This is a genomic window from Enterococcus raffinosus (assembly GCF_001886185.1).
Taxonomy (GTDB): Bacteria; Bacillota; Bacilli; order Lactobacillales; family Enterococcaceae; genus Enterococcus_A; species Enterococcus_A raffinosus.
Window position 1 is genome coordinate 83,302 of the sequence record NZ_JXLA01000003.1, and the last position, 25,723, is coordinate 109,024.

The following is a 25,723-nucleotide window of genomic DNA, read 5'->3' on the forward strand; positions in this document are numbered from 1 at the left end:
AAGAAGCGATATTCTATTATTTAGAATAAATGATAATAAAATGATGGTTCTCTAATGATCAGGTCGTTTAGTTTCACCCCTTCTTTATGGTTATTTTTCTATAAATATGCTTATATAGAAAGAGTGTTTCTTAAAACATTTAGCTTGCTGTTTCAAATAATGGAATACTGAAAGTTTGCAGGCAGTTAGATAAAAATGAACGTATTACGAATTAGGAGAATAGTTATGGAACAGAATCAAGTACCTGACAATCATACGAAAGAGCTGAGCTTGTTAGGTCTAAGTATGATCGTCATCGGGTCAATGCTTGGAGGCGGCGTCTTTAATCTGCCCAGCAGCATTTCCCAGTCAGCTGGTGTGGTGGCTTCCTTATTGGCATGGCTGATTACTGGTGTTGGGGTTTTCTTTATTGCGAAGGTCTTTCAAACCCTCTCGAAGGAAGAGCCTGAGATTATTGGCGGCATTTATTATTATGCTAAAGATGGCTTTGGGGACTATATCGGCTTCAACTCTGCTTGGGGATACTGGCTGAGTAACATTATCGGGAATGTTTCCTTTGTCATCCTCTTTTTAGATGCTTTGAGCAAATTTATTCCCTCTATTGGCGGTTCAGGGGGACAAATCGGATTGTTTTTAGGCACCTTCATGATTTGGGGAGTTATCTTTTTAGTGGCTCGTGGTATTCGCACCGCTAGTATTTTGAACACGATCGCCACAAGCGCAAAGGTCATTCCGATCTTATTAGCAATTTTTCTTTTATTTATCCATTTTAAATACCAGACCTTTTCGATGGATGTCTTCGCCAAAAATATGATGCTTAACGGAAAACAGTTAGGCAGCATTCCGACACAAATTCGTCATGCGATGCTGCAAACAATGTGGGTTTTCGTTGGGATCGAAGGTGCGGTGGTTTTATCAGGACGTGCCAAACGTGCCCGGGATGTAGGGCGTGCAACATTGATTGGGTATTCTACAACACTGGCGATTTATGTTTTAATCGTTATGCTAAGCTTCGGCTCATTGCCGCAGGAGCAGCTGGCAAACCTACCGAGTCCTTCACTCAGTGGTGTTCTGCGGGCATCGACCGGCCCTTGGGCTGGCAGTATGATCGATATTGGTGTCATTATTTCCGTCTTAGGCGCTTGGATTTCTTGGACGATTTTAGCTGCTGAAATTTCTTTTGATGCGGCTCAGGATAAGATGTTCCCTGCTTTCTTAGGTAAAGCCAACAAGCAAAATGCTCCCCTGAACGCACTGGTGCTGAATGGCGTAATCATGCAAATCGTCTTTTTAATTTCTCGCTGGGCGATGGATGCCTTTCAAGCAGTAACAGATACAGCGACCACAATGGTGTTAGTGCCTTATGTTTTGTCCGCCGCTTTTTTATGGCAGGTTGCTAAAGGTAAACAACATAAAAATCAACAATTTTTAGCTCTTGGAGGAATCATTTATGGCTTTTATATGCTCTATTCCTCTGGCATCTTAAATTTACTTTACTGCATTGGAATCTATGCATTAGGCTTTGTTTTCTGGTTATGGAACAGTCATACTTATAAGCGACCGGTCTTCGCCACCAAGCGAGACAAGCTGTTATTTGCGATTGTTACTATCTTAGGAATCGTCAGTCTGATCGTTCTTTTGCTGCAATTACGTTAGGAAGCTGGACATCCCCCTTCCTCTACCTAAAAAATGAGCCAGTGATTATTTAAATCACTGGCTCATTTTTTAGATATACTGCAACATCATGGTTACCAAAAGCCCCAATGCGTAGCAGCTGTTAAAGACAATTAAATTTTCAACAGACATAGGAAAGGTTTTGCTTTTGATTTGTTCTCGCGTGAAAACTTTGGTTTGCGGGATTACCTTTACAAGACTGATAAAGGTAATTAGGATCGGCCACTGATAGATCCCGGCGATTAAGCCCATTAAGATCACACCATAGCAGCTATACATGAGAAAGTTGAACAATCGCACACCCCACTCGCGTCCAATATAAAAGGGCAATGTATAGCGGTGATTTTCAATATCCTGCTCCAAATCGCTTAAATTGTTCGCCAACATGATATTGGCAATAGTCAGCATCAATGGCAGAGCTGCCCAAATAACCGCAAGCACAGCCATCGTATTGCCTGTGATCGCAAAACGCTGCACACTTAATTCCATATAAAATAAACGTAAATCATAGGTATTCAAATAAATCGTAATGGCGAAGATCCCCAAACCCTCAGTAACACCACTAAATATTTCTCCTAACGGCATTCTTGAAAGTGGAATAGGCCCATAGGTATAAAACACACCGACAAAGAAGCAGGCCGCGCCCATTGGCAAGAGCATCCAGCCCGTTTGAACCACTAGTATCAAACCCACGATCGCCGAAAAGCCTACCAAACCAAAAATAAGTCGTTGAATCTGCTTCTCCGATAAATTTTCTCGACCAATAAGGTTCTCTTCATATTTGTATTTCTCCGAATGTGCTTTTAAATAATCCATATAATTATTGATAGCCGTAATCGCTAAATCAAAGGCAAACATGCCGAAAAAGAAAAAGAGCGTCTTTCCTGGATGGAAGGAGTGAAAATACGTATTGGTAAATAGAACGGCAATCACAAAAGGAAAGATGCCCGCGAATTTTGTACGTATTTGCACAAGCTCAAAGAAATGTTCTTTCGTCAATTTATTCTGACCAGCTTTTAGTTTTTTAGTATTGTCCATACGAACTCCCTAAATCATAAATTTTCCTATTTCTTCTATTATAAGTAAGTGACACTCACCTTACCTAAATCGATAAGGTGAGTGTCCGGCTAAATGATACCCTGCAAAAGCAGCGTTACAAACAGGCCAAGAGCATAACAACTATTAAACGAAACAAGATTCTTGATGGACATCACGAAGGTTCTGCTTTTCACCTGTTCTTTCGTAAAGGCTCTTGTTTGTGGATAGACTTTCACCAAACTAAGGAATGTGAGTAGGATTGGCCATTGGTAAATCCCAGCAAGCCAGCCTACTATGATCGCTCCATAACAGCTATACATCAAAAGGTTAAATAGAACGACCGCATTTTTCTTTCCTAAATAAAAGGGCAGCGTATAACGATGATTGGCGATATCCTGTTCTAAATCACAAAGATTATTTGCCAGCATAATATTCGCGATCGTGGCGATCAGCGGAAGTGAGGCCCACACAACTGCTAAAGCTGCCGTGGTACTTCCAGTAATTGCGAAATGCCGCAAGTCCAGCTCCATGAAAAAGAGTCTTTTGTCATAGGTATTCAAATAAATCGTAATCGCAAAAATCCCCAGTCCCATGGTAACACCACTAAACACTTCTCCTAAAGGCATTCGCGATAATGGGATCGGACCAAATGTATAAAATACCCCGATGAAGCAGCAGGCACAGCCCATCACCAAAAGCAGCCAGCCTGTTTGCACAGCCAAGGTTAGTCCGACGATCGCCGCAAAACCGATCAAAGCAAAAATAATTAAAACAACGGTTCGTTCAGACAGCTGATCTTTTCCGATGACGTTTTCTTGATATTTGTATTCTTCAGAATGGGCCTTGCGAAAGTCCATATAATTATTGATCGCTGTCGTCGCCATATCAAAGGCAAGCATACCAAAAAAGAAAAACAGTGTCTTTCCCCAATGAAAGGAATGAAAATAGCTGTTGGTAAACAACACCGCAATCAAAAAAGGAAATAAACTTGCTAATTTGGTACGAATCTCCACTAGATCAAAAAAGCTTTTTCTTGTCATATTATTTCAAATCCTTATCGTTGCCCATGGTGTATCCGGCTTCCTTGTTCAATTCAAAAACATCCTTCAAACCAGAAGTTACGTATACTTTATCGTCGCGAGTAACAAAAATTGCTTCCGTATCCTTCAGACTTTCTACGTACTGAGTGCCCTCTTTTACCCCCATCGAAAAGACTGCCGTAGACAATCCATCGCCATCGATTGATTTTTTCGAGATGATCGTGACACCAGCAATATCATTGTCAAAAGGATATCCTGTCTTAGGATTAAACAAATGATGATACGTTTTGCCATCGACTTCTAAATAACGTTCATAGATACCTGACGTTACCAGTGACATATTACTTTCTGGAACACTACCTAAAACGACATTACGAGCCTGATTAGGGTCTTGGATTCCTACCGTCCAGTCCTCTTTTTGATCCCCTCTAGGGCTATGCCCCATCACATAGACATTTCCGCCAAGGTCAATAATTGCCGTCGTTACGCCCTTTTCTTTTAGCACCTTCACGACTTCATCGGTAATATATCCTTTAGCGATCGCGCCTAAATCTAACTTCATTCCTTTTTCCTTCAAGTAAACAGATTTCTCTGAATCATTGAATTCAACCTCGTGATAATTGACTAATTTCAAGGCTTGATCAATTTCACTCTGATCAGGCTTACGAGCATCGGGAAAACCAATACGCCATAGTGAAGTGATTGAGCCGATCGCCATATCAAAGCCACCCTTAGAGTCTTGACTATATTTGTAGGCTTCTTTAAGTAAGTAATACATGTCATCACTTACCTTAACTGGCTTTACACCCGCCTCTTGATTGATCGCATCGATTTCCGATCCCTCTTGATTCACAGTAATCTTATCAGCCAGCTCTTTAACTCGTTTGAAGGCAGGTTTTAATGCCGCTTCTTTGCCATCATCATAGATACGAATCTGGACATATGTACCCATTAAAAATTGTTTATCATCATAAGGCTTCTCATTTATTTTTGGCTTGTCGTTGCCACAAGCGGTCAACAAAATTGCAAGCAGCCCAAGTATCATCAACAGTGCACGTTTCTTCACGTTCATACTTCCTTTATCTATTTAAAATTTTGTCACCTTATCATAGCGTTTTTAGCAAGGTTTTCAAAGTATTTTTCATAATAAAATCGCAAACTCGTTTTGATTTACGATGCCAAATTACTACTTGTTCCACAGCAGCTCTTAAAATCGTTTGAGAAGCTGGACAATCAAAATATTGTTCTGTTCGGGATAAGCACTTTCAACCGGTTATGCCTTCTTTCTCTTCAAAAAAAGAGCTGGGAAACCCCAGCTCTTCCAAGATTCCCTAAATATCAGGAATTAATTTTTAGTTACGATGTTGTCTACTTGAATCGCTGTTGTATTACCTTTTTCAGCAGCGTTCACTAATTGTGCAGCATATGTTTGGAAAGCATGTGAAGAATGAGTTGCACCAGTTACTACTTCAACTTCTGAAGGTGTTCCTTTTTCAACTAACCCTTTGTTTAATTCTTCGATGTATTCTTTTGGTCCTACACCGCTTTTTGCTTTCATGTTCTTTTCATAGTCAGCGTCATCTTTTTTAGATTTGCCGTCTTTATCTACCATATCAAAGTTTGATTCAGTGATTTTCCCACCTGCAACAGTCATGTTGAAGACTGTACGGTAACCGTTAGAGTAGTTCTTTTCTTCTAAAGTATACGTACCATCTTTCAAATCTGCGCCATTGTCGATCTCAATTGTATTGGTATCGCCAGCTTGAGCAGCTTGAACCAATTGTTGAGAGTAATTTTTAAAGCTTTCGCTTGAATGTGTCGCACCAGTAACTACTTCAACTGAATCTGGATTTTGAGTTTGTTCTAAAGATTTATTTAACGCAGGAATGTATTCTTTAGGACCTGTTTTTGTTTTTTCTTTCATGTTTTTTTCGTAATCAGCATCTTTTTGTTTTGATTTACCGTCTTCATTTAAGTAATCATAGTTTGATTTCGTAATTTTGCCATCTTTAACAGTCATGTCGAAAACCACACGGTACCCATTTTCGTAGTTCTTTTCTTCAAGTTTGTAGGTGCCATCCTTAAGATCAGCGCCTGCTACTTTTTCCGCTGGCTTCGCAGCTTCTGAAGAATTTGTTGAAGAGCTTGCAGCCGTGTCTTTATCATTGTTTCCGCCACAAGCAGCTAACGCAAGTGTAGAAAACGCCACCACAGCAAATCCTGATACTATTTTTTTCATTTTCATGATTAAACTCCACCTTTACTATTTTATGTGATTCATTAAACAAGAATCATTCTAAATCACTATCCTAATTTTGTACATCACTTTTTATATATAACCTACTTTTTCTAATTAATTTATTAAAAAAGACCCTATATTAGTTTATATTAATTCTAATAGACAAAGAAACCAACTATATGTATAATATATTCGATTGTTCAGGAGTTATCAATTCATTATTATTGTGCAGTCATTATCATTTACTATAAGGAGCGGATTTTCAATGGCAAAACATAAGATTGTCGTTGTAGGTGCAGGGTATGCAGGTGTCGCAGCAACGAAATTCATGGCCAAGAAGTAAAAAAAAGATGACGTTGAGATCACGTTGATTGATCGTCACTCTTACCATACAATGATGACCGAATTACACGAAGTAGCTGGCGGACGAGTAGAACCAGAAGCAGTTCAATATGATCTGCAACGGTTATTTGCCCGTAAGAAAAATGTTTCTCTTGTAACAGATACGGTGATTGGCATCGACAAGGAGAAGAAAATTGTTCAAACGAAATTAGGCAAGTATCCTTTTGATCAACTGATTATTGGTATGGGCGGTGAACCGAATGATTTTGGGACGCCTGGTGTTAAAGAACACGGATTTACCCTCTGGTCAATGGAGGACGCAATCAAAATCAGAAAGCATATCGAAGACACAGTCGCAAAAGCAGCACTGGAGCCAGATGAAGCAACTCGTCGCGCAATGCTGACCTTCGTTGTCTGCGGTTCTGGCTTCACCGGAATTGAAATGATCGGTGAATTAATGGAATGGAAGAATGTTTTAGCAAAAGAGCACAAGCTACGTCCTGAAGAATTCACTTTGATGGTTGTGGAAGCCCTACCGACTATTTTGAATATGCTTGACCGCAAAGATGCGGAAAAGGCCGAACGCTTCATGATGAAAAAAGGCATTCAATTGAAAAAAGGCGCACCAATCACTGAAGTCACAGCAGATCATATTGTCTTAAAAGATGGTTCGCAAATTCCGACCAATACGTTGATTTGGACTGCTGGTGTTAAAGGAACGACAGATGCGGCTGATTTTGGATTAGAAGCAGCACGCGGTCAACGTCTATACGCCAATGAATTCATGCAAGCCAAAGGCTATGAAGACAAAGATATCTACATTGTCGGTGACTTGGTTTATTATGAAGAAAACAACGATGGCAAACCTACACCGCAAATTGTTCAAGCTGCTGAACAAACAGCGCATACTGCCGCAGCGAACATTGTAGCAAAAATTAAAAACACACCAAAACATGAGTTCAAGAGTAACTATCAAGGCTTCATGGTTTCCATCGGTTCTAAATGGGGTGTTGCCAACTTGATGGATAAAGTTCATTTAGCCGGCTTTATGGCAATCGTCATGAAACATATCGTGAACTTGAAATACTTCTTTGATATGCGTTCTGGTTACTATATGTTCCAATACATGATGCATGAATTTTTCCACATCAAAAACGATCGCAATGTTACCCGCGGGCATTCATCTCGTTATGGAAATGTCCTTTGGAGCGTACCGTTGCGTGTCTTCTACGGCTCTATGTGGCTGATCGAAGCATCGAAAAAAGTCGTCGGCGACGGCAGCTATCTGAACCCAAGCTCTTGGTTCGGCAGTGGTTCATGGTTTACTGATAAAGTGGTATTCCCTTTCCCATGGCTGCAAGAACAAGTAACTACTGGTGCCTCAGCAGCCGGATCACATGCAGCTGAAGCTACGACTGCGGCGACTGGCGCTGCGGGCGGAGCAACTGACGCGGCAGCGACTGCGGCAACTCATTTCGGCTTCAACTATACGTTTGGCGAAAATCCAATGCCGGTTTTCGAAAAGATGCCTCATTGGTTCGCAAAAATCATGGAATTCATGATGCCAAATAAAGATGTCGCTTTGTTTATGCAGAAATTTATGACCTTTGTCGAAATTGGTATCGCATTAGCCCTAATCTTTGGTCTTTTCACTTGGTTGGCCAATGCTGCAACGATCGGTTTAGTAATTGCTTTCTGCTTATCAGGCATGTTCTATTGGGTAAATATCTGGTTCATTCCAGTTGCCTTTGCTTTAATGAATGGTTCTGGTCGAGCACTTGGTTTGGATCGCTGGGTAATTCCTTGGATTCAGCGCACTGCCGGCAAATGGTGGTACGGAACACCGAGATCCATTTACGGAAAAGAAAATTCCAACTAATTTGACTGTTTAATAATGGAAAGTTCTAAAGGGCTTGTTTTTCTCTTTAGAACTTTCTTTATGTTATGATAAGAAAAGATTTATTGATGCTTTGTAGGAGCTACAGGTTACTTATCTGTCAAAATGGATAGTACAAGAAAAATAAGAGAGGTGTGGACTTTGAAACTGAAGGATTTTGCAAAAAATAGTTTGCTTCGGCCTTGGGATGGCATCATTGTCGTAATACTTATTCTGCTCTCTTTTGCGCCTGTATTGGTCTTCAGTCTCAATCGAGCATCGAGTCCAACACAAGAAGCGGTTCTTTCGGTTGACGGAAAAGAAATCAAAACTTTTGATCTCTCAGATAACTCGCAGGCCTACACCTATCGTTACGAGGATAAAGATGGCGACTACAACCTGATCGAGGTTAAAGGAAACCGCATTCGGATCAAAGAAGCAGACTGCGGGGATCAAATCTGTGTGCGCCGCGGGTGGATTGAACAATCTGGTGAAACCATTGTTTGCTTGCCCCATAAATTGCTAATCGAAGTCAAATCCTCAGACGGAGGGGAACCCGGCAGTGTCATTTATTAACTGCCCTTACTATGAATAAAACGCAAAAACTGATTTACATAGCACTTTTAGTCGCTCAAGGGGTTATCTTGGGCTTGATCGAGAATATGTTTCCATCCCCTTTCGCCTTTGCGCCGGGGGCAAAGCTGGGACTCGCCAATTTAATAACAATTGTTGCGATTTTTACTATGCCTAAAAGAGACAGCTTTCGTTTGATCTGGATGCGTCTGATTTTGACCACCCTTTTAGGCGGAACAATCTCCACCTTCTTATACAGCATGAGTGGTTCTTTATTGAGTTATTTCGGCATGCTGCTGGTAAAAAGTCTGGGACCTAAACGAGTAAGTATTATCGGCATCAGTGCCACAGGTGGTTTTCTTCATAACGTAGGCCAGCTGCTGGTGGCTAGCTGGATCGCTCAATCTTGGACGGTGATGCTCTACTTGCCAGTTATGTCTCTTTTAGGAATTCTTGCTGGAATCGTTATCGGAATCGCAGGAAACTATCTATTGGTACATGTCCGAGCATTGCAAAAATTTCAATTAGATTATGAATTATCAAAAAAATCGAAAAAAGGATCAGGAGGCTATCAAAAATGAAACTTCATCCTATGTGGCAAGACTATCCTGACCTTGCTGAACAATTGACGACCACTCTTGAACTAATGGAAAATGTCGTCAAATTAAAAAATAAAAAAGTCGAGGCTGCTGTACTAGCCATGATCCACGCTGGCGGAAAGCTGCTGCGCCCTGCCTATCAACTCTTATTTTCACAATTTGGACCAGACCAGGATGAGAAGAAGGCAACATCATTGGCGGCATCCATCGAAATGCTTCACACAGCAACCTTGATCCACGATGACATTGTTGATGAATCCGAATTACGCCGCGGTTTGCCGACGATTCGTTCTACTTTTGGGAATGATACGGCCGTTTATGCCGGTGATTATTTGTTCATATGCTGCTTCAAACTGCTCTCCGATTACGCTACTTCTTTACGGAGCTTACAATTGAACTCTCGCAGCATGGAAAAAATTCTTGATGGTGAATTAGGTCAAATGGATGACCGCTACAAGCTTGATCAAACAGTCGACGAATACTTGGAGAATATTTCTGGAAAAACTGCGGAGCTTTTTGCTTTAAGTTGTTCAGTAGGTGCTTTTGAGAGCGGCAATAGTGAACGCTTCGCTAAAAAAGCTGGTACTATTGGACTGAATATTGGGATTGCTTTTCAAATTATGGATGATTTATTGGATTACGAAGCAAATACTGAAACATTAGGAAAACCTGTTCTAGAGGATGTTCGCCAAGGTGTTTACTCTCTCCCCTTAATCTATGCACTGAATCAAGCGCCGCAACAGTTGCGGCCCTACTTGGAAAAGAAAAAGGAAATGACAGATGATGACACTTTGCACGTACAACAGCTCGTTCATCAACTAGGCGGCGTTGCCTATGCGCAACAATTAGCAACAAAGTATACCGAACAGGCCTTAAAGGATATTCGGAAATTACCGGACAATTATTTTGGTACTAAAGAAAAGCTTGAACGCTTAACCAGTCAAATTTTAACCCGTAAAAGCTAACAAAAAATCCGAGCTGCAGCCTAAACGACAGCTCGGATTTTCCTATTCTACTAGACCAAAACTCATGCCAATCACCAAAATGACCAATACGATCAGCGTAATAACCACATACAAATAATCCTTTTCTTTCGCAAATGCAAAGATAGACACAACTACCCGTAGAACGGGTGTCAAAATCAGGCAAAACAAGCCCAACATGATAAAGGCTTCTCCATTCAACTGCTGTACCCCTTTGAAAATCAACTGCAGACTGCTGGGAACCTGGCCCGAACTTGGCAAAAAGAACAGCAGTAGCATTCCCGCCAAAATAATTATGGCTGAAACTATCACACCTATTCGTAAAATGTATCCGATGGAACGCTCAATCTTCAGCATTTCTTCCTTGTTTTCCATTAGATGATCACCCCAAATCCACGAAGAACCATTTGTAGTCCCATAAAGAATAAAATCGGAATGAAAATCATTCGAATCACGATCGGTTTAAGTCGCGTCATGATTCGCGAGCCTATTGTTGCACCTACTAATACACCTAATGCCAGAGGAGCAGCGATTTGTGGCAAAATGGCTCCGCTGAAAAAGTAAACCATCGCAGAAGCAGCCGCAGTGACCCCCATCATCAGATTACTGGTAGCGCTAGAGGGCTTCAAAGGTATTTTCATAATAGTGTCCATCGCCGTTACCTTAAAGACTCCACTGCCGATTCCTAATAACCCCGAAGCGATTCCCGCTCCAAACATCATGGCAAAGCCTCCTGGTACTTTCTCTACCTGATAATCAATTTGTTCTTGCAACACTTTATCATAGTAAGAGCCATTCAATTTCAGCTTTTCAGCCAACGAATCTCCTGCAACTTTTTCAACCGCTTTGTCTGTTTTTCCCCGCAGCTTTTGAATCATGTTAATGACTGAAAAGAGCAAGAAGCCGCCGAATAAAATAAATAAAAAGCTCGTCGGCACAACGCCTGAAAGTAACGCACCTACGATCGCTCCAATCGTGGTCGCAATCTCCAAAAACATTGCGACACGCAAATTCAGCATATCATCCTTTAAATAAGCAATAGTAGCGCCTGAACTTGTCGCGATCACGCAAACAATACTGGCCGCAATCGCATACTGAATGTCTAGTCCCATTATTAACGTCAAAAAGGGCGTTAAAATAATTCCTCCGCCGATTCCTAAGATCGACCCTAGTATTCCGGCCAATACACCAACAATAAGTAATACTCCTATTTGACTAAACATACCTTCCCGCCTTTCTGCTGCTATTATAACGCAACTTTCTTTTCAAGCAGGAAATTTAGTAAACATATTAAATCATTCGATGAAAATTTTCAGAAAACAGAGTCGTTTCACTCATCGATTCTCATTTGCTTCACGTTTTCCTATTTCATAAGTTTAATTGTTTGTGCAGCAACGTTTTCACACGATCTACTTCTTCTTGCGAGATTTTTTGATAGGAAATCCCCTCTTGTCCTGTAAAACCGTCTCCAGTAAATCCTTCCCCCTGAACCTGTTGACTGTCGATCTTAGTCAAACAAGAGTGATACCCAGTCAAGATTTTCTGCATTTGATCAAAGGTTAAGTCTGTTTTCCCATTTTCGCCAATTCCATCTAAAATTTTCTGGTAGCTAAAAATACTTTTAGTTGAAAGGATCTTCTCTATCAATAATTCCATTACTTCACGCTGTCTACCCTGACGTCCGTAATCACCTTTTGGGTCTTCATACCGCATTCTAGAATATTGAAGAGCCTCCCATCCATTCAAGTGTTGCCTACCTTTTGGGTAATCAATTCCTTCTGCCGAAAAAGCAAAATCATTGTTCACAGTCACCCCGCCAACGGCGTCCACTAGCGTTTGAAGGCCATCCATATTAACCGAAACATAGTGATGGATCGGAATATCTAAAAATTTTTCAACTGTATCCATCATCATCTCAGGGCCGCCAATTGAATGGGCATGATTGATTTTGTCTTCATAATCTGCTCCAACAATCTCCACAAACGAATCCCGCGGAATGCTTACTAAGGTTGTTTCATTCGTTTGATTATTTAGCGTCGCGACCATGATCGTATTGGCCCGGAAATCTGTTTTTCTTTTCGCATCATTGGCAATTCCGAGAATCAAAATACTCATAGGTTCTGAAGCTTGAGGCGTCTTTGCTTTTCCCCCACGCTCAACTGGGGAGTACATAGAGTCTGCCATTTTCTGTGAACTATGATAAAACTTCAATGCAAACGCACTTAGTCCTGAAACCAACACCACTAACACTGCAAGCACGCCAATCAATACCTTCTGCCAAGTCAAAAAGCCATTTTTACTTTTCCGTCGTTGGGACTGACGGGGGTTTTGTAAATATGGATAGCAGAAACCCGCCGTCCCGAAAGTGAGCCCTCCACCTAAACACACCCCCGCCAAAACATCACTCATATAATGAACGCCTAAATAAATTCTGCCACCTACAATAATGAACATTAAGAAAAATAATCCTATTTTAAGTAATAGAGGCATGCGACGTTCTCTGAAAAAATAGAGCACGATCAGCGTACAAACAAGCGTCATAATCAGCAACGAATGTCCACTTGGAAAACTATAGGAGGAACGAGAAAGGTATTGAATCTGGTCTGGGCGCGACCGCTGAATCACCTGCTTTAATAAATAACCTACCCCACTGACGAAGATCAGATTTCCCAAGCACCAAACAGCTAATGCCCGCTCATGTTTTCTCAGCAAATAGAAAGCAAGAAGTCCAAAAATAATCACCATCGGACCGATAGTAGCGATTTTCGCCATTCCTCCCACAAAAGCCGTTAAATAGGAAATATTTGGTAAGCGATTTTGGAGAAATACAGCATCTACCTCTTTCATCCAGTGTGCATTCATTGCGACAGCACTAGTTATCACCATGACTGAAAGGAGCATGCCTGCACTTCGTAGGAAAAACTTTTTTCGCATCATTTTGTTCAATTCTCCATTCAATTTTTTATATTAATCGTTCTTTTTCTCGAAAGCCCATCATGATTCCCAAGCCAACACCTAGAACAATCAAGGAGGTTCCTCCTTGACTTAAAATCGGCAACGGAATACCCGTTAATGGCAGAATACCAATCGCAGCTCCGATATTTTCAAAAATTTGGAACAGCAAGCCAAATACAAAAGTAACCGCCAAATAGAGATTGCCTTTATTATTTGTTTTCATCGCAGCTGAAATGATTTGATAAAACAAGTAGAAGTATAGAAAAACCACTAAAGTACTGCCAATGAAGCCAAAGCCTTCTCCAATCACCGTAAAGATCATATCTGACTCACGAACAGGCACATACACGGATGCCTGCTCACTGCCGCGACCAAACAAGCCGCCCGATCCAATCGCGTAAAGACTCTGTACTTGCTGATAGGCAATAGAATCACGGTATTGAAAGGGGTCAACCCATGCACGCACACGATCTAGCTGATATGTTTTAAAATGCAGCCAATATAGCAGCTTATTCCCCCATTCACTGAAAACCAAAACCAATAAAGTGGCACCTAAAGCTGCTCCGATACCCGTAATCGTCGTAAGTATTTTCCAATGAACCCCGGATATTACAAACAGTGCACCTAAAATAGCAATAAATACTAAACTCGTTCCAAAATCTCGTTGAATAAACATCAAGAAAAATGTCGGCAGGCTGAACAAAGCAACCTTCCCTAAATAACGCAGATCACTTTTCAAGGTTCGCTGAGAGCAATTCAACTCATCTATTAGTGCTAAGCGAACCATAAAAAGAGTAAAACTCAGTTTCATCAATTCTGATGGCTGAAAAGAAAAACCGCCGATACGCAGCCAGCGTTTCGTATTCGTTACAGTGTACATCGCCGGATCATAAAACCAATACAATAGCGCCATGATCCCTAACGATACAACATAAAAAAAGGGCGCATATTTTAACAAAGTAGCCGTTTTGAATTTACTGACGATCCCCATGGCCAATAGAGAAATCAGACAAAAAATAATCTGCTTCGTTACAACATTTTTAACGTCAGCCCCATCTAGCTCAGCCGCCATCGATTGTACACCGATACTAATTAAATAAAAGATGAAAATGGGTAAAAACAAAGAATAGTTAAATTCACTGCTTAAACGTTTGATCATTTATTCGATCCTCCGAAGAAAGTTTTAGACAGATACCCAGCGCGATAGAAAGAATCAGGTAGCTCGTCCCCCCATAACTAATAAATGGCAACGGCACTCCTGTCATAGGGATCAGTCCTAAAATACTAGCAATATTGATACTGGTTTGGAGAAGCAAAAGCGTTCCAACCCCAAAATAAATTAAGCTGACCTGCTGATTCACTTCCTTCGCCGCTAAAACAAATAGACGAAGAGCAATCAGAAAAAGCAATGCCAATACGAGTAAGCCGACAACAACTCCTAATTCCTCCACCAAAATCGAATACACAAAATCTGTTTCCGCTACTGGTAAATAGCCTTTTTTAGTAATACTATTTCCCAGCCCTCTACCAAAAAAACCACCGTTATAAAGTGCGTAGTACGAATTACTCATTTGAAATCCTTTGCCGTAGGGATCTAGAAATGGGTCTCTCACTAAACGGATACGATCATAGGTATGAGCAAATAATTCGGGCAAAAGATGGTGACTGCCCAAAAAAAGTATCGCGCCTCCGATTAAAACAATCCCCAAAATCAACCCTGAAAAAATAAGTACCGACCACTGATAAGGCAATTGCGCAGTCGTAATAATGACTAAAGCGACTCCCCAAATAATGATTGCACCTGTCACTTTAGGCTGGAGCAAAATCAATAATCCGCTAAGTGCCACTAGACCACAAGGCACCAGCATTTCCTTTCTAGTGCGCTTCACGCGGAAAAAATACGCCAAATAAAGAATCAGTGCTACATTTGTGACTTCAGAAGGCTGGAATTGAATACCTAATAAGGAGACCCATCTTTGTGCGCCATTAATATTGACGCCACTTATTTTCACTAGCAGTAAACTAACTAGTCCAACTGCTAATAAACTTTGCGCTAGCTTACCATTTATTAGTACATTATTTTTCACATGATAAAGCACAGCAATCAGCAGCCAGCTTAGCCCCATAAAAATCGCCTGCTTACTAAATAGCGACAATGGATTTTCCCCTTCCGCCATCAAACGATAAGAACTAGCACTAAAAACAATTAAAAGACCGATCAGGCTTGTCCCCAAATAAGGTAATAACAGCAGCCAATCGATCTTTTTTCTTTTCATCATGTTCATCTCTCCCTTCATCAAGTAATTGTTTGAGACGAGAGAGTCCACAATAAATAACCTAAAAAAGAGACACCAAACGTTAGCGAAAAAAACTAACAAGTCTGGTGTCTCACACAATCAATCTCATCGTCTGAGTTTTAGCACTAAACAACGTAAAGAATCACTCTTAGCTATTTTATGAAAAGCCTTAATCCGACAATTCCTATTTTACACATTGGCGTCTTTCGACGTTTCTGCGCAATAGCCTATGTTTGTTTAGGAGCCTCACCTAACAAGTTTACTTATATTTACTTTCACAAAGAATACTACTTTTTTTGTCAGTAAATAGCAAAATATTCTAAAGAAAATACGACTTTCTTTACATTTGCTTATAAAATCCTTTACTAAAAATTTACTAGGATCAGAAACCTTTTTATGGTATTTAAAAACCTTCTTTTAATAAAAGAACGATTAATTTTGAAACCACCTTTTTAGCAAGCTCTTGTACAATAAGCATCTATTTAAGTAAAACAACTTCCTTCTAAAAAAATGGTCAAATAAAATAATACGAAAATTAAAACTTGATCAGTTTGTTTATTAAAAAAGAATTATTATTTATCCGTTACATACTTATTATAAAGGAGTTACATTTGTGAAAAAGAATTTATATAGTTTATTTACCTGCTCAATCGTGTTGAGTTCTCTCTCAACCTTCCCAATCCGAAGCATTGCTGAAACGTCTACTAACAGCAGTACCCTAAATAGTACGGTTTTGTCTGAATCACTGAACACGACAAGCTCAGTAAATAGTCTCTCATCAACTACAGAAAGCTCCGCAACACCAAATAGTACAGTAGCACCCATTCCGGGAACAACTGAACCTTCTACAGCGGATTCACAATCTTCAAGCGCTTCATCCACAACACTTGAACCGCGAACAGCCTCTGTAGACTCGTGGATGCCTGATCCTGTCTTACAACAAATCGTGGCAAAAACGATTGGCAAAACCAAGGATACCTTGACTAAAGAAGATATGACAAAGATTACTGGCTTATATATTCAAAATGCTGACAATGCTATCGCTAGTTTACAAGGGTTAGAGTTAGCCACAAACTTGGACTATTTTTATATGAATTCAAATAATCAAATTACGGATTTTTCAATTTTAGCTGCTTTGCCAAAACTAAAACAAGTCTATCTGATGGGCACAAATGTTAACGATGAAAATGTCCCGAATTTTGGTACAACGATCACTAGACTGAACCTTTCTGGATCAAGTGTTACTGACAAGGTATACGACAAAATCAGCAAAATGACGAACCTAGAGTCCTTAACCTTTGAATCCAATATGAATATCACAACAATCGAACCTGCGATAACTTTAACAAAGCTAACTGAATTACGTGTTCAGTTTTGCGGGATTACGGATTTTCGCCCGATCAATCAAATGCCGACATTAACCCAGCTTGCTGCCTTTGGACAAAATACTGGTCGAAATGATCCAGCTACAGCGATCAATGCCAACGCGTTAAATTACGATGCAGACAAACAAACAATCTATGTTCCCTTTTCAATCATGCCAAATCGTATGACCAACTATGATGGCTACATACCGCCTTTCACAACGTCAAATAGCGATAGTCAAACCTACTTTGACTTCAATGGCGTACAGCTAGACAGCAGCCGTTTGGCGATTACAGATGAAGGGATCACTGTATCTGGTGTGACACAGGATGAATTTGATCAACTCAAGACTTTTAAGTACAATGCTCGTTTGAATAACCCAGCAGGTTCTTATAATCAACCGGATAGATTTACGTTCTATGCTATTTCATCAGGAACCTACCTGCATCAATTTGACGTGCAGCATACGACGCCTTCGCCAGGAGTGACGATTAAATATGTTGATGAGGATGGTGACAATATTCATCCACCACAAATTTATAACGGAAACGTTGGTGAGGATTACGATACAACCAGCGAAACTTATCAGCTTGCTATTGACGGCTACACCCTAGACAACACACAATTACCTGAAAATGCCGTTGGGAAATTTACTGCGGATATGCAAACTGTCATATACATTTATAAACGAAACGACGTAACGTTGAAGGCGCATGACTCAATGATCTCTGTCGGCGATCCATGGGACCCCGCAGATAATTTCGATGGCGGGATAGCTCCTAATGGAGAAAACATCGCCCTTAGCGATGTTTCTGTCAAAGGGACCGTTAACAATCAAACAGCTGGAAAATACGAAATTACCTATACGTACGCTCGTGTTCCAAATAGAAGCTGGTCCGGTGATTCTGCCACTGCAAAAGCGACAGTTACAGTGGTTGATCCGATGGTAACCATTCAATATGTTGATCAAAATGGAAAGAAAATTCATAAAGAAACGGTTATAAAAGGAAAACTAGACACCCAGTTTGATGTATCCGGTAAAGACTATCAACCGGATATCAAGGGGTACGCATTGGATAAAAAACAATTACCAAAAAACGCTAAGGGAACCTTTAGCGCTAAAGCGCAAACAGTCACTTATGTGTATCAGTCTACAACGACTCCAACAACTAGTACCAACGACAGCGAGTCCACGACAACTGCTCCAACCGCAAGCACTGAGACTAGCAGTCAAACCACAGGAGAAATCTCTGATTCAAGTAAGAAGAATGACATGACACCTGTTGGATCATCCAACAATCCGTCTAGAAGAACTATTTCTAACCAAACGACAGCAAAAAAATTGCCTAAAACGGGTGAGCGCTATACACCAAGCTACCTTATCACAGGTATCAGTATTTTATTCCTTGCCACTACATTGCTGTTTTTCAGCCGTAAAAAAGTAAAATAATGTAAAAAAGTATCCTAGCAAGATTTTGCTAGGATGCTTTTACTTTTATAAATTTGTTTTTAACCACTTTTGAAAAACATCAAGCTGTTCTGGTGTATGAAAGAAATGCTCCCCCGCTTCTACAACCGTTAAGGAGATCTCCTCAGCTTCAGAAAAATTTTCAACGGTTTCTCTTGAAGTCAAGTTGTCATTTTCACCATATAATATTTTTGTCGGCACTTTCCAGCTGATTGGGTGCTCCACAACATATGAATAGTACTCCCAATCCAAAGTGTTGATGGGTGTTTCAATTCGTTTTTCCTTCTCTAGCTCCTCCAATGTTCGGTGGAACCAGGTTAGCATATTCTCAATTAATTCTTGCATATCGACAATTGGAGACAAGAAAAAGCTCTGCTTGATCCTTCTATCTTGCGTCGCCAGCATGCCAAAATAAGCCCCGATGCTGCAGCCAAACAATGAAATCTCTTCTGTTTGCTCAGCCAATTCAGCAATTAGCTTATCTGTATCTGCCAGAACATTTTGCGGGTTAAGGGCATAAGTTTCCCCTTTGCGTTCCCCGTGTTCTGGAAGATCAAAGCTCCAGACCTGATAGCCTTCTCTAACCGCAGCCTCTGCGAATAACTGAATGATCGTATCTTCTTTGTGCGATTGATCCCCATGAAAAGCTAAGATTCCCTTAGCACTGGATTCACCCCAGCATACAACTGGAATTCCCTTAATTCGCTTCTTTACTTGTTTCATTTACCCCTCCACAATCTGCAAACCTAATCCAGCCGCAATAATCATGGCCTGATAGGAATCCACCTTCAAGCCCTTCAATTGCTCCATCGAAAAAGCAATCTTGCTAAATTGATTACTCGTAAAATCCAAATCAGCTAGTTTTGTCCGCATCCAATTACTATTATCTAATTCATTATTTGTTAAAAATAAATGCTTCCAAGTTACCTCGAAAAATTCGCTATCCGTCAGCTTGCAATTTTCAAAAGCAACATTTTTCAGGTTCGTCCCACTAAATGAACCAAAATTGATCATACAATCTTTGAATCGACAATCTCGCAAATAGCTTTCCGCAAAGTTGCAGCCCATTAGTTTACAATTTTCGAACACAACTTGATGAAAACTGCCGCCGATCCACTCAAGATTTGAGAAATCACAATTTTTGAAAAGAACATTCCCTGCTTCGAAGCGAATCAATTTTGTCCGCTGCATCGTTACCTTCTCCAAAATTGTTCGGCGCAGGACAAGATTTTCACACGTTAAATAACTATAGTCGTATTCAATAGCATGGACTTCATCAATCACAGCCTCATCTTCTAAATAAAAATCATCAGTAAAATTCTTCGGTAAAATCGGTGGTGCTGGGTAATTCTTAATCATTTTCTTTCCCCTATCCATTCATTCATGTTCTCAGTTTCCCATAAAAGGTAAAATTTCTCTAGTGCTTGCTGAAATTTCCCTTGAAGCAGTGGTTAAAAGAAGCTTTTTGTTTTGAAGAATGATAAAATTTACCATTGAGGTGACCTTATGAACAATAAAATAAAAGAATGGCTTCCTGTAGTCATTATTATCGTATTAATTTTTCTTGCTAGAATGTTTGTTTTTTCTCCCGTGAAGGTTGAAGGCCACTCAATGGATCCTTCGCTTCATGATAATCAACGATTAATCACATCTAAAATATCGAAGCTGGATAGACAGGATATTATTACTACCAAAGAGCCAGATAATCAAAGTATTTATGTGGTGAAACGAATCATCGGTTTACCCGGCGATCGAGTGGAAATGAAGAATAATGTTTTGACCATTAATGGAAAAGAATATGACGAACCTTACCTGAATGAGTTCAAGGAAAAATTCAAAAAAGATAAGCTTTTTGATGAGTATTCCTACAACAAAGCTTTTCAGGAACAAGCAGCTAACGCAACGAGCTTCACTAATGATTTTGATGTGACCGTGCCTAATAATCAATATTTTGTTTTAGGCGACAATCGCTTGATCTCTAAAGACAGTCGTATTTTCGGTTTCGTTGACAAATCTCTAATCCAAGGGAAAGTGATTTTACGTTTCTGGCCATTGAATGAATTCAAACTCTTTTAAGCACCGAAAAAGTCATGACGACTCTGTCATGACTTTTTTTATTCCTCAATGTGTCGAAAAGAGAACGGCTACTTCGTGATTTTCTCGTTAAGAATCTTTTTAGGACCAAGTATTTCGACATGATGAATCTGTTCGATTGTCAAATGAAGCATTCCCCGCTCTTCCTCATTCAAATAGATCTGTTCCTCTCTTTGACCGACAATCTTTCCCACCAAATCATCTAAATAGTTTCCTTCGTTATCTAACGATTCTAGTTGAATAGCGATTCGTTTATTCTTCAAATATGCCTGCTGCAGCGTTTCGCCGATTTCCTCTAGGCTCATTTGCTCTTTTTCAATATTGATATGATTTCGAACTTTCGATTCCTTATTCAGCACCGCGGTATGATCCGATAAGTAAAAACCAATCCATTTCATCATTCCACGGTCCTGATAGACCTGCTTTGCTTCCATAAAAAGCTTCTCTGCACTATCATCATCATAGATCATGGCTAATCCATTCCTTCCATTCCGCCAGCATGGCCGCCGACCAAGCCAGCTCTTTTGATGGCAGTTGCCCCTTCATTTAGTGAATGTGCCCGTACGATCGACGTAAATTTATAGCGACTGCGGATTTGTGCAATGACTTCATCAATTTTTTCTTCCTTCATCGTTTGAAGTGGATCTTCAAAAAGATTCAGTTGCAAGCTTCCAGCAGGTCGCAGTGAGGAAACTGTAATAGAGATATTGCGTACTTCGGAATTGTCCCAATATTTTTCAAACAGCGCAAAAGCTACACGAGTCAGTTCCTTCGCCTGATGGGTAGGCGGAATTTTTAATTGATGATGAAAGCCACCGCGTTTTCCACTTCCAAAATAAGCATAGGCGATCCCTAAATGCAGCGTGCCGCCTAAGACATCCGCTTTACGCAAACGTTGGGCAACCTGCTCGCAAATTTCAGCAATGACCGTTAGGATATCTCCTTTATGCGCGTAATTTTTCGGCAAGACCTGTGAATTGCCGATAGACTTTTCCTTAGTAGGATACAAATCTTTTTGGGAAAGAACTGAGCGATCAATCCCCCACGCATGCATATAGTGCTGCATCCCCATCACACCATAGTGATTTTTTAAAACAAACGGATCGGTATGAGCTAAATCGCCCATAGTGCTTAAGCCCATCATTCGATAACGCCGCTCCATCCGGTTGCCGATTCCGCAGAATTTACTCAAACGAAGCGGCCAAATTTTTTCTGGTACATCTTGATAGTGCCATTGAGCGAAATGATCCTTCCGCTTTTTTGCTTCGATATCCATCGCAATTTTCGCTAATAAAGGATTATCCCCCATCCCCAATGACGTATAAATGCCGATTTTTTCTATAATTTCTTTTTGAATCCTTTTTCCGACCTCCGCCGAACTATTGCCAAACAACTTCCAACTATGAGTCAAATCGCCAAACTGTTCATCAATGCTATATGTATGAATGTCTTCCTCTGCCATATACGAACGAAAAATCTCCTGAATACGCATGTGGTATTGAATATACAAGGTCATCCGCGGTGGTACAATATGCAGCTTTGGATGATTAGGAATTTCAAAACCACGGCTAACATTACTGATGCCTAACTCTTGTTTTGCCATCGGACTCGCCGCTAAAACCAAGCCAGCATTTTCCCGATCCCCACTCATAACGACTAACAGGTCTTTTAGCGGATCCAAGCCATGCTCGATACATTCAACACTGGCATAAAAACTTTTAGAGTCCATACAAAAAACATCTCTGACCGGCTCTCCTTCATAAATGTTCATCAAAACCACCTCCTTAAAAGCCAAACATACGTTCGATTTAAGTTTAAGTTTATTCTGATTTTTTGTCAATCATTTGTTTATAAGTTATGAATGATAATTTACTAACAAAATGCTCTTTTTTTGTTTCCTTTATTTGTTTTCAATCAAATATTCACTTATAAGAATTAAGAAGTACTTAAATTATGCAATGCAAAAAAGCGGTAAGCATGAAATAAATGCTTACCGCTTTTCGTGAATAAACCCTACGCTACTTTTTTACAAAGATAGCCTCCAATACACTGTAAAAAATTCCTGCCATCACAAAAATCATCCAACTGAATCCCCATGAATGTGTCAAGAAAGACCAACCAAAATAGATCATTACAACTAGCGGCCAATAGACTCTTTCTAGCAAATGCTTAGTACGAGCAGATTCACCATATTTTTCATGCATCGCATTAGGACCCATTTCATCCTCATCTGCAATAAAATATTTTTCCTTGATAAATTTATCAAAGCTACTGTAGTTAATACTTCCGTATATAATCAAAAATACTCCAATTGCTAAAAAGAAAAACATTACCGGGATACCATATTCCGCGTAAGTAAACATTTGAAAGAAGAAAATGGGAGAAACGCTCAACACACATAAACAAATACCAAATACCAAACTGACCTGAAAGCTTTTTTGGTACCCTTGTTTTAATTTTTGTGCCTCTTTATTCAATTCAACCGGAATATAACGATCATTCAATACCACACTATTCTTTGAAAATTGCATGCCATTATAAATAATCACCCCAACACTAATAGCAATAAGAATGAAGAATAGTAAGAAGCCCATCATTTCCGCACCGCTGATACTTAACCCAATCAGTGTTCCGACAGCTAGCAAACACCCGCTAATCCCTAAACTCAGGCCTTTTGCATCTTTTTTTCGTTCGGTTAAATAATGATACATTTCTTCTTCCTCAATGCCATTTTCAGGCTCTCGTTCACGCGTTGAAAATTCCAGTTCCTCACGCAGCTCATCCACCGAGCCAAACTCACTAATCACCTGACCGATTGCCTCGTGCTCACTTTTTCCTTCATCCAGTAAAGCTAAATAGTGATCTTCCATAATTGTTAAAATTTCTTGTTTTGCTCGCTGGACTTCCTTCGTATTTGGAAATTCGAGAAACAATGTCTCTACATAATTTTTGATCGTATCCATTTTTTACCCTTCTTTCATAAATCGGTTCACAACTTTTTTAGTCTGCTTCCATTCATCCCGCTTCTCTTCTAAAAAAGTCAGGCCTTTGTCTGTTATTTGGTAGTACGTTCGTTTCTTCCCATGAGTAATCTCTCCTGGGTAAGAAAGGATGTAGCCATTTTTCTCTAAACGGTTGAAGGCGGAATAAAGTGTCGTTTCTTTAATGACATAGATTTCTTCACTTACATCCCGAATCTTTTGAGAAACAGCGTAACCATAGGAATCGCCATCCTTTAGTACGGACAAAATGATGACATCATTGTACCCGCGAATTCCATCGCTCGAAATCATTTTGCCACCTCCTAAAATTACTTCATCTGTCGTTGTAATCATTGTACGACAATTACTACGACAGGTAAAGTAAAAATTTCCAGATCTGTTGAAAAATAATTTTCGTTATGGCAAAATCAGCAGCAGAAGCTTCCAGTTTACTTAACTTATGGAATAGTATTTCGCAATTATCTAAAAAAAGAAAGAAGTCACATATATGCAGAAACTCGCTATTATTGGCGGCGGCATCATAGGTATGACGTTGGCAAATTATTTAGATCAAACAAAATATCAAGTAACGTTGTTTGATGATCCTACAGGTCAAGCAACGAAGGCCAGTGCAGGGATTATTTCCCCTTGGCTATCAAAGCGGCGAAACAAGCAATGGTACAATCTAGCAAGAGATGGCGCCGCCTTTTTTCCAAAGCTGATTCAAGATTTCCAATTGGATCAGACCATCTATCAACAATCTGGCACCTTGCTTCTGCGACCCGAAAAACAGCTTACGGAGCTTTTGAAGCTGGCAGAAGGGCGAAAAAAAGAAGCGCCTGAAATTGGTACGATTAAATTGCTTACGGGGGTACAAACACAAAAAGAATTACCATTGTTAAAACCTTTACCCTCAATCAAAATCAGCGGTGGCGGCCGATTAGATGGAAAGGCCTATTTGACTCATTTGCAAAAAAGAGCAGAAGAAAAAGAAGTTACTATTATTCAAGAGCATGTTCAGCTGACAGATGATCAGGCCATTAGCTATGGCGAAAACAAAGATGTCTTTGACCAAATCGCCTTAACTGCCGGCCCGCATTTGAAAGAGCTGCTCGCTCCCTTAGACTATCGGGTAGATTTACGTCCACAAAAGGGGCAACTTTTGGTCTTCCAAACTGCACTTAAAAAAAGTGGAGACTTTCCAGTAGCTATGCTAGATGGCGAAGCGGATTTGATTCCCTTCTTAAACGGCAAAATTCTATTAGGCGCGACGCATGAAAATGAAGCCGGCTGGAACTTAGATGAAACCACCACTGCTTTTGAACAGCTGACTGCTGGTGCTCGTAAATTTTTAGCTGAACCCGAAAAATTACTTGGCACACCGTTTCATTATCGCGTTGGTACACGTGCTTATACTTCTGATTTTGCGCCATTTTTTGGTCCGTTAAACGACCGGTTGATTGTTGCTAGCGGTTTGGGTTCCTCTGGTTTAACGACCGGTCCCTATATCGGCTATCTAATGGCTGACTATTTAAATACTGGAATTGCAAAGTGGCAGGAGTACCAAAAAGAGCTGGCAACTTATATTCAACACGAAAAAAAGCTGAAACCTTATTAGGGTTCCAGCGTTTTTTTTACATCGGCTTTAAGTTTTTTTCTAGACGTTCCATCATCCAAGCCAAGCGGCTAGCTCTTCCAGCCTCTGTTTTCGCATCAAAGTAAGCACGCGTGTAGGTTTTTCTAACAGATGAAGACATGTTGGCAAAATTCTTTGCGGCTTCGGCATTTTCTGTTAGTAGTACGGCGACTTCCGCAATCTGTTCATCCGTGACCGCTGAAGGGCGCGTGGCGTTCTCCCACTGTCCGTTTTCCTTTGCTTCTGCGATTTTTTCACGTCCTAGCTCGGTCATTTGCCCTTGTTCTTCCAGCTTCGCCACAATTTTTTTATTCTTTTCTGACCACTTACTGTTTTTGCGCCGCCTAGCAAAATATTTCAAGTAGGAATGCTCATCCACTTTTTTCATAACACCATCAATCCATCCAAAACACAAAGCTTCCTCCAGCGCTTCCCCTGCCTTCAGAGTTTTTACTTGTTTCGTTTTTCCGAATATTAGCCAAACACCCTCGCTAGTCGTCGCATTTTCTGTTAACCATGCACGAAAATCCTGCCGCGTTTCAAATCGTAAGTTATCTTCCATA

At 40.3% G+C, this 25,723-nt stretch carries 23 protein-coding genes, 1 pseudogene and 1 riboswitch; of the genes and pseudogenes, 8 read left to right on the top strand and 16 right to left on the bottom strand.

Going from position 1 to position 25,723, the window contains the following annotated elements; genetic code table 11:
• Nucleotides 1–225 precede the first annotated feature (225 nt).
• On the top strand, nucleotides 226–1,656 hold the full coding sequence (locus RV13_RS02180) for a basic amino acid/polyamine antiporter (protein WP_010743668.1): 1,431 nt from the start codon (nucleotides 226–228) through the stop codon (nucleotides 1,654–1,656).
• Between the two features lie 69 nt (nucleotides 1,657–1,725).
• On the opposite strand, the gene menA (RV13_RS02185) is transcribed toward RV13_RS02180, so the two are convergent.
• The 4 genes from menA (RV13_RS02185) to pplA form a co-directional block, all read right to left on the bottom strand.
• Nucleotides 1,726–2,712 (bottom strand): 1,4-dihydroxy-2-naphthoate polyprenyltransferase, encoded by a 987-nt coding sequence (gene menA, locus RV13_RS02185; RefSeq protein ID WP_010743669.1) that lies wholly within the window; start codon nucleotides 2,710–2,712, stop codon nucleotides 1,726–1,728.
• An 89-nt stretch (nucleotides 2,713–2,801) separates the two neighbouring features.
• Nucleotides 2,802–3,752, bottom strand: a complete 951-nt coding sequence (menA, locus tag RV13_RS02190) for a 1,4-dihydroxy-2-naphthoate polyprenyltransferase (RefSeq protein ID WP_010743670.1) — start codon at nucleotides 3,750–3,752, stop codon at nucleotides 2,802–2,804.
• Between the two features lies 1 nt (nucleotide 3,753).
• Nucleotides 3,754–4,818 carry an FAD:protein FMN transferase gene (locus RV13_RS02195; protein ID WP_010743671.1) on the bottom strand — a complete coding sequence of 355 codons (1,065 nt, stop codon included), beginning with the start codon at nucleotides 4,816–4,818 and terminating at the stop codon, nucleotides 3,754–3,756.
• Nucleotides 4,819–5,097: 279 nt separating this feature from the next.
• A complete protein-coding gene (gene pplA / locus RV13_RS02200; RefSeq protein WP_010743672.1) occupies nucleotides 5,098–5,997 on the bottom strand; it encodes an extracellular electron transfer flavoprotein PplA in 900 nt (299 codons plus the stop codon).
• Between the two features lie 259 nt (nucleotides 5,998–6,256).
• Here pplA and RV13_RS02205 point away from each other — a divergent pair.
• From RV13_RS02205 to RV13_RS02220, 4 genes and pseudogenes are all read left to right on the top strand, one after another.
• Nucleotides 6,257–8,212, top strand: a pseudogene (locus RV13_RS02205) (FAD-dependent oxidoreductase).
• 159 nt (nucleotides 8,213–8,371) lie between these two features.
• The gene (locus tag RV13_RS02210) at nucleotides 8,372–8,785 is read left to right on the top strand and encodes a NusG domain II-containing protein (RefSeq protein ID WP_010743674.1); all 414 of its coding nucleotides are present in this window, start codon (nucleotides 8,372–8,374) and stop codon (nucleotides 8,783–8,785) included.
• A gap of 11 nt (nucleotides 8,786–8,796) precedes the next feature.
• A complete protein-coding gene (locus RV13_RS02215) occupies nucleotides 8,797–9,363 on the top strand; it encodes a Gx transporter family protein (RefSeq protein WP_028020506.1) in 567 nt (188 codons plus the stop codon).
• Entirely contained in the window at nucleotides 9,360–10,346 is a 987-nt protein-coding gene (locus RV13_RS02220) for a polyprenyl synthetase family protein (RefSeq protein ID WP_010743676.1), read from the top strand. The genes RV13_RS02215 and RV13_RS02220 overlap by 4 nt, the downstream gene beginning before the upstream one ends.
• 42 nt (nucleotides 10,347–10,388) lie before the next feature.
• Here RV13_RS02220 and RV13_RS02225 read toward each other — a convergent pair whose 3' ends face one another.
• From RV13_RS02225 to RV13_RS02245, 5 genes are all read right to left on the bottom strand, one after another.
• Nucleotides 10,389–10,739, bottom strand: coding sequence for a DUF1634 domain-containing protein (locus RV13_RS02225; protein ID WP_010743677.1), 351 nt, complete (start codon nucleotides 10,737–10,739; stop codon nucleotides 10,389–10,391).
• Nucleotides 10,739–11,587, bottom strand: coding sequence for a sulfite exporter TauE/SafE family protein (locus RV13_RS02230; protein WP_010743678.1), 849 nt, complete (start codon nucleotides 11,585–11,587; stop codon nucleotides 10,739–10,741). Before RV13_RS02230 ends, RV13_RS02225 begins: the two co-directional genes overlap by 1 nt.
• Before the next feature lie 145 nt (nucleotides 11,588–11,732).
• Nucleotides 11,733–13,301, bottom strand: coding sequence for a phosphatase PAP2/LCP family protein (locus RV13_RS02235; RefSeq protein WP_010743679.1), 1,569 nt, complete (start codon nucleotides 13,299–13,301; stop codon nucleotides 11,733–11,735).
• Between the two features lie 25 nt (nucleotides 13,302–13,326).
• The gene (locus RV13_RS02240) at nucleotides 13,327–14,478 is read right to left on the bottom strand and encodes an FtsW/RodA/SpoVE family cell cycle protein (protein WP_035019482.1); all 1,152 of its coding nucleotides are present in this window, start codon (nucleotides 14,476–14,478) and stop codon (nucleotides 13,327–13,329) included.
• Nucleotides 14,456–15,598, bottom strand: a complete 1,143-nt coding sequence (locus tag RV13_RS02245) for an FtsW/RodA/SpoVE family cell cycle protein (protein ID WP_010743681.1) — start codon at nucleotides 15,596–15,598, stop codon at nucleotides 14,456–14,458. The genes RV13_RS02240 and RV13_RS02245 overlap by 23 nt, the downstream gene beginning before the upstream one ends.
• Before the next feature lie 115 nt (nucleotides 15,599–15,713).
• Nucleotides 15,714–15,881: riboswitch (M-box (ykoK) riboswitch) on the bottom strand.
• A 348-nt stretch (nucleotides 15,882–16,229) separates the two neighbouring features.
• On the opposite strand from RV13_RS02245, the gene RV13_RS02250 reads away from it, so the two are divergent.
• Complete coding sequence (locus RV13_RS02250) at nucleotides 16,230–18,431, top strand: MucBP domain-containing protein (protein ID WP_028020864.1); 2,202 nt, start codon at nucleotides 16,230–16,232, stop codon at nucleotides 18,429–18,431.
• 45 nt (nucleotides 18,432–18,476) lie between these two features.
• On the opposite strand, the gene RV13_RS02255 is transcribed toward RV13_RS02250, so the two are convergent.
• Both RV13_RS02255 and RV13_RS02260 read right to left on the bottom strand, forming a co-directional pair.
• On the bottom strand, nucleotides 18,477–19,172 hold the full coding sequence (locus RV13_RS02255; RefSeq protein WP_010743684.1) for an alpha/beta hydrolase: 696 nt from the start codon (nucleotides 19,170–19,172) through the stop codon (nucleotides 18,477–18,479).
• Nucleotides 19,173–19,808 (bottom strand): pentapeptide repeat-containing protein, encoded by a 636-nt coding sequence (locus tag RV13_RS02260; protein ID WP_010743685.1) that lies wholly within the window; start codon nucleotides 19,806–19,808, stop codon nucleotides 19,173–19,175.
• 147 nt (nucleotides 19,809–19,955) lie between these two features.
• Here RV13_RS02260 and lepB point away from each other — a divergent pair, with 147 nt between their 5' ends.
• Nucleotides 19,956–20,525 carry a signal peptidase I gene (gene lepB, locus RV13_RS02265; protein WP_010743686.1) on the top strand — a complete coding sequence of 190 codons (570 nt, stop codon included), beginning with the start codon at nucleotides 19,956–19,958 and terminating at the stop codon, nucleotides 20,523–20,525.
• Between the two features lie 68 nt (nucleotides 20,526–20,593).
• Here the strand turns inward: lepB and RV13_RS02270 are convergent, their stop codons facing one another.
• From RV13_RS02270 to RV13_RS02285, 4 genes are all read right to left on the bottom strand, one after another.
• Nucleotides 20,594–21,013, bottom strand: coding sequence for a hypothetical protein (locus tag RV13_RS02270; protein WP_010743687.1), 420 nt, complete (start codon nucleotides 21,011–21,013; stop codon nucleotides 20,594–20,596).
• 2 nt (nucleotides 21,014–21,015) lie between these two features.
• A complete protein-coding gene (locus RV13_RS02275) occupies nucleotides 21,016–22,314 on the bottom strand; it encodes a Y-family DNA polymerase (RefSeq protein ID WP_010743688.1) in 1,299 nt (432 codons plus the stop codon).
• A 247-nt stretch (nucleotides 22,315–22,561) separates the two neighbouring features.
• Nucleotides 22,562–23,506 (bottom strand): permease prefix domain 1-containing protein, encoded by a 945-nt coding sequence (locus RV13_RS02280; protein ID WP_010743689.1) that lies wholly within the window; start codon nucleotides 23,504–23,506, stop codon nucleotides 22,562–22,564.
• Nucleotides 23,507–23,509: 3 nt separating this feature from the next.
• The gene (locus tag RV13_RS02285) at nucleotides 23,510–23,836 is read right to left on the bottom strand and encodes a PadR family transcriptional regulator (protein ID WP_010743690.1); all 327 of its coding nucleotides are present in this window, start codon (nucleotides 23,834–23,836) and stop codon (nucleotides 23,510–23,512) included.
• A 196-nt stretch (nucleotides 23,837–24,032) separates the two neighbouring features.
• On the opposite strand from RV13_RS02285, the gene RV13_RS02290 reads away from it, so the two are divergent.
• Nucleotides 24,033–25,142 (top strand): NAD(P)/FAD-dependent oxidoreductase, encoded by a 1,110-nt coding sequence (locus tag RV13_RS02290; RefSeq protein WP_010743691.1) that lies wholly within the window; start codon nucleotides 24,033–24,035, stop codon nucleotides 25,140–25,142.
• Nucleotides 25,143–25,158: 16 nt separating this feature from the next.
• Here the strand turns inward: RV13_RS02290 and RV13_RS02295 are convergent, their stop codons facing one another.
• Complete coding sequence (locus RV13_RS02295) at nucleotides 25,159–25,722, bottom strand: YdeI/OmpD-associated family protein (protein ID WP_010743692.1); 564 nt, start codon at nucleotides 25,720–25,722, stop codon at nucleotides 25,159–25,161.
• Between the last annotated feature and the right edge of the window lies 1 nt (nucleotide 25,723).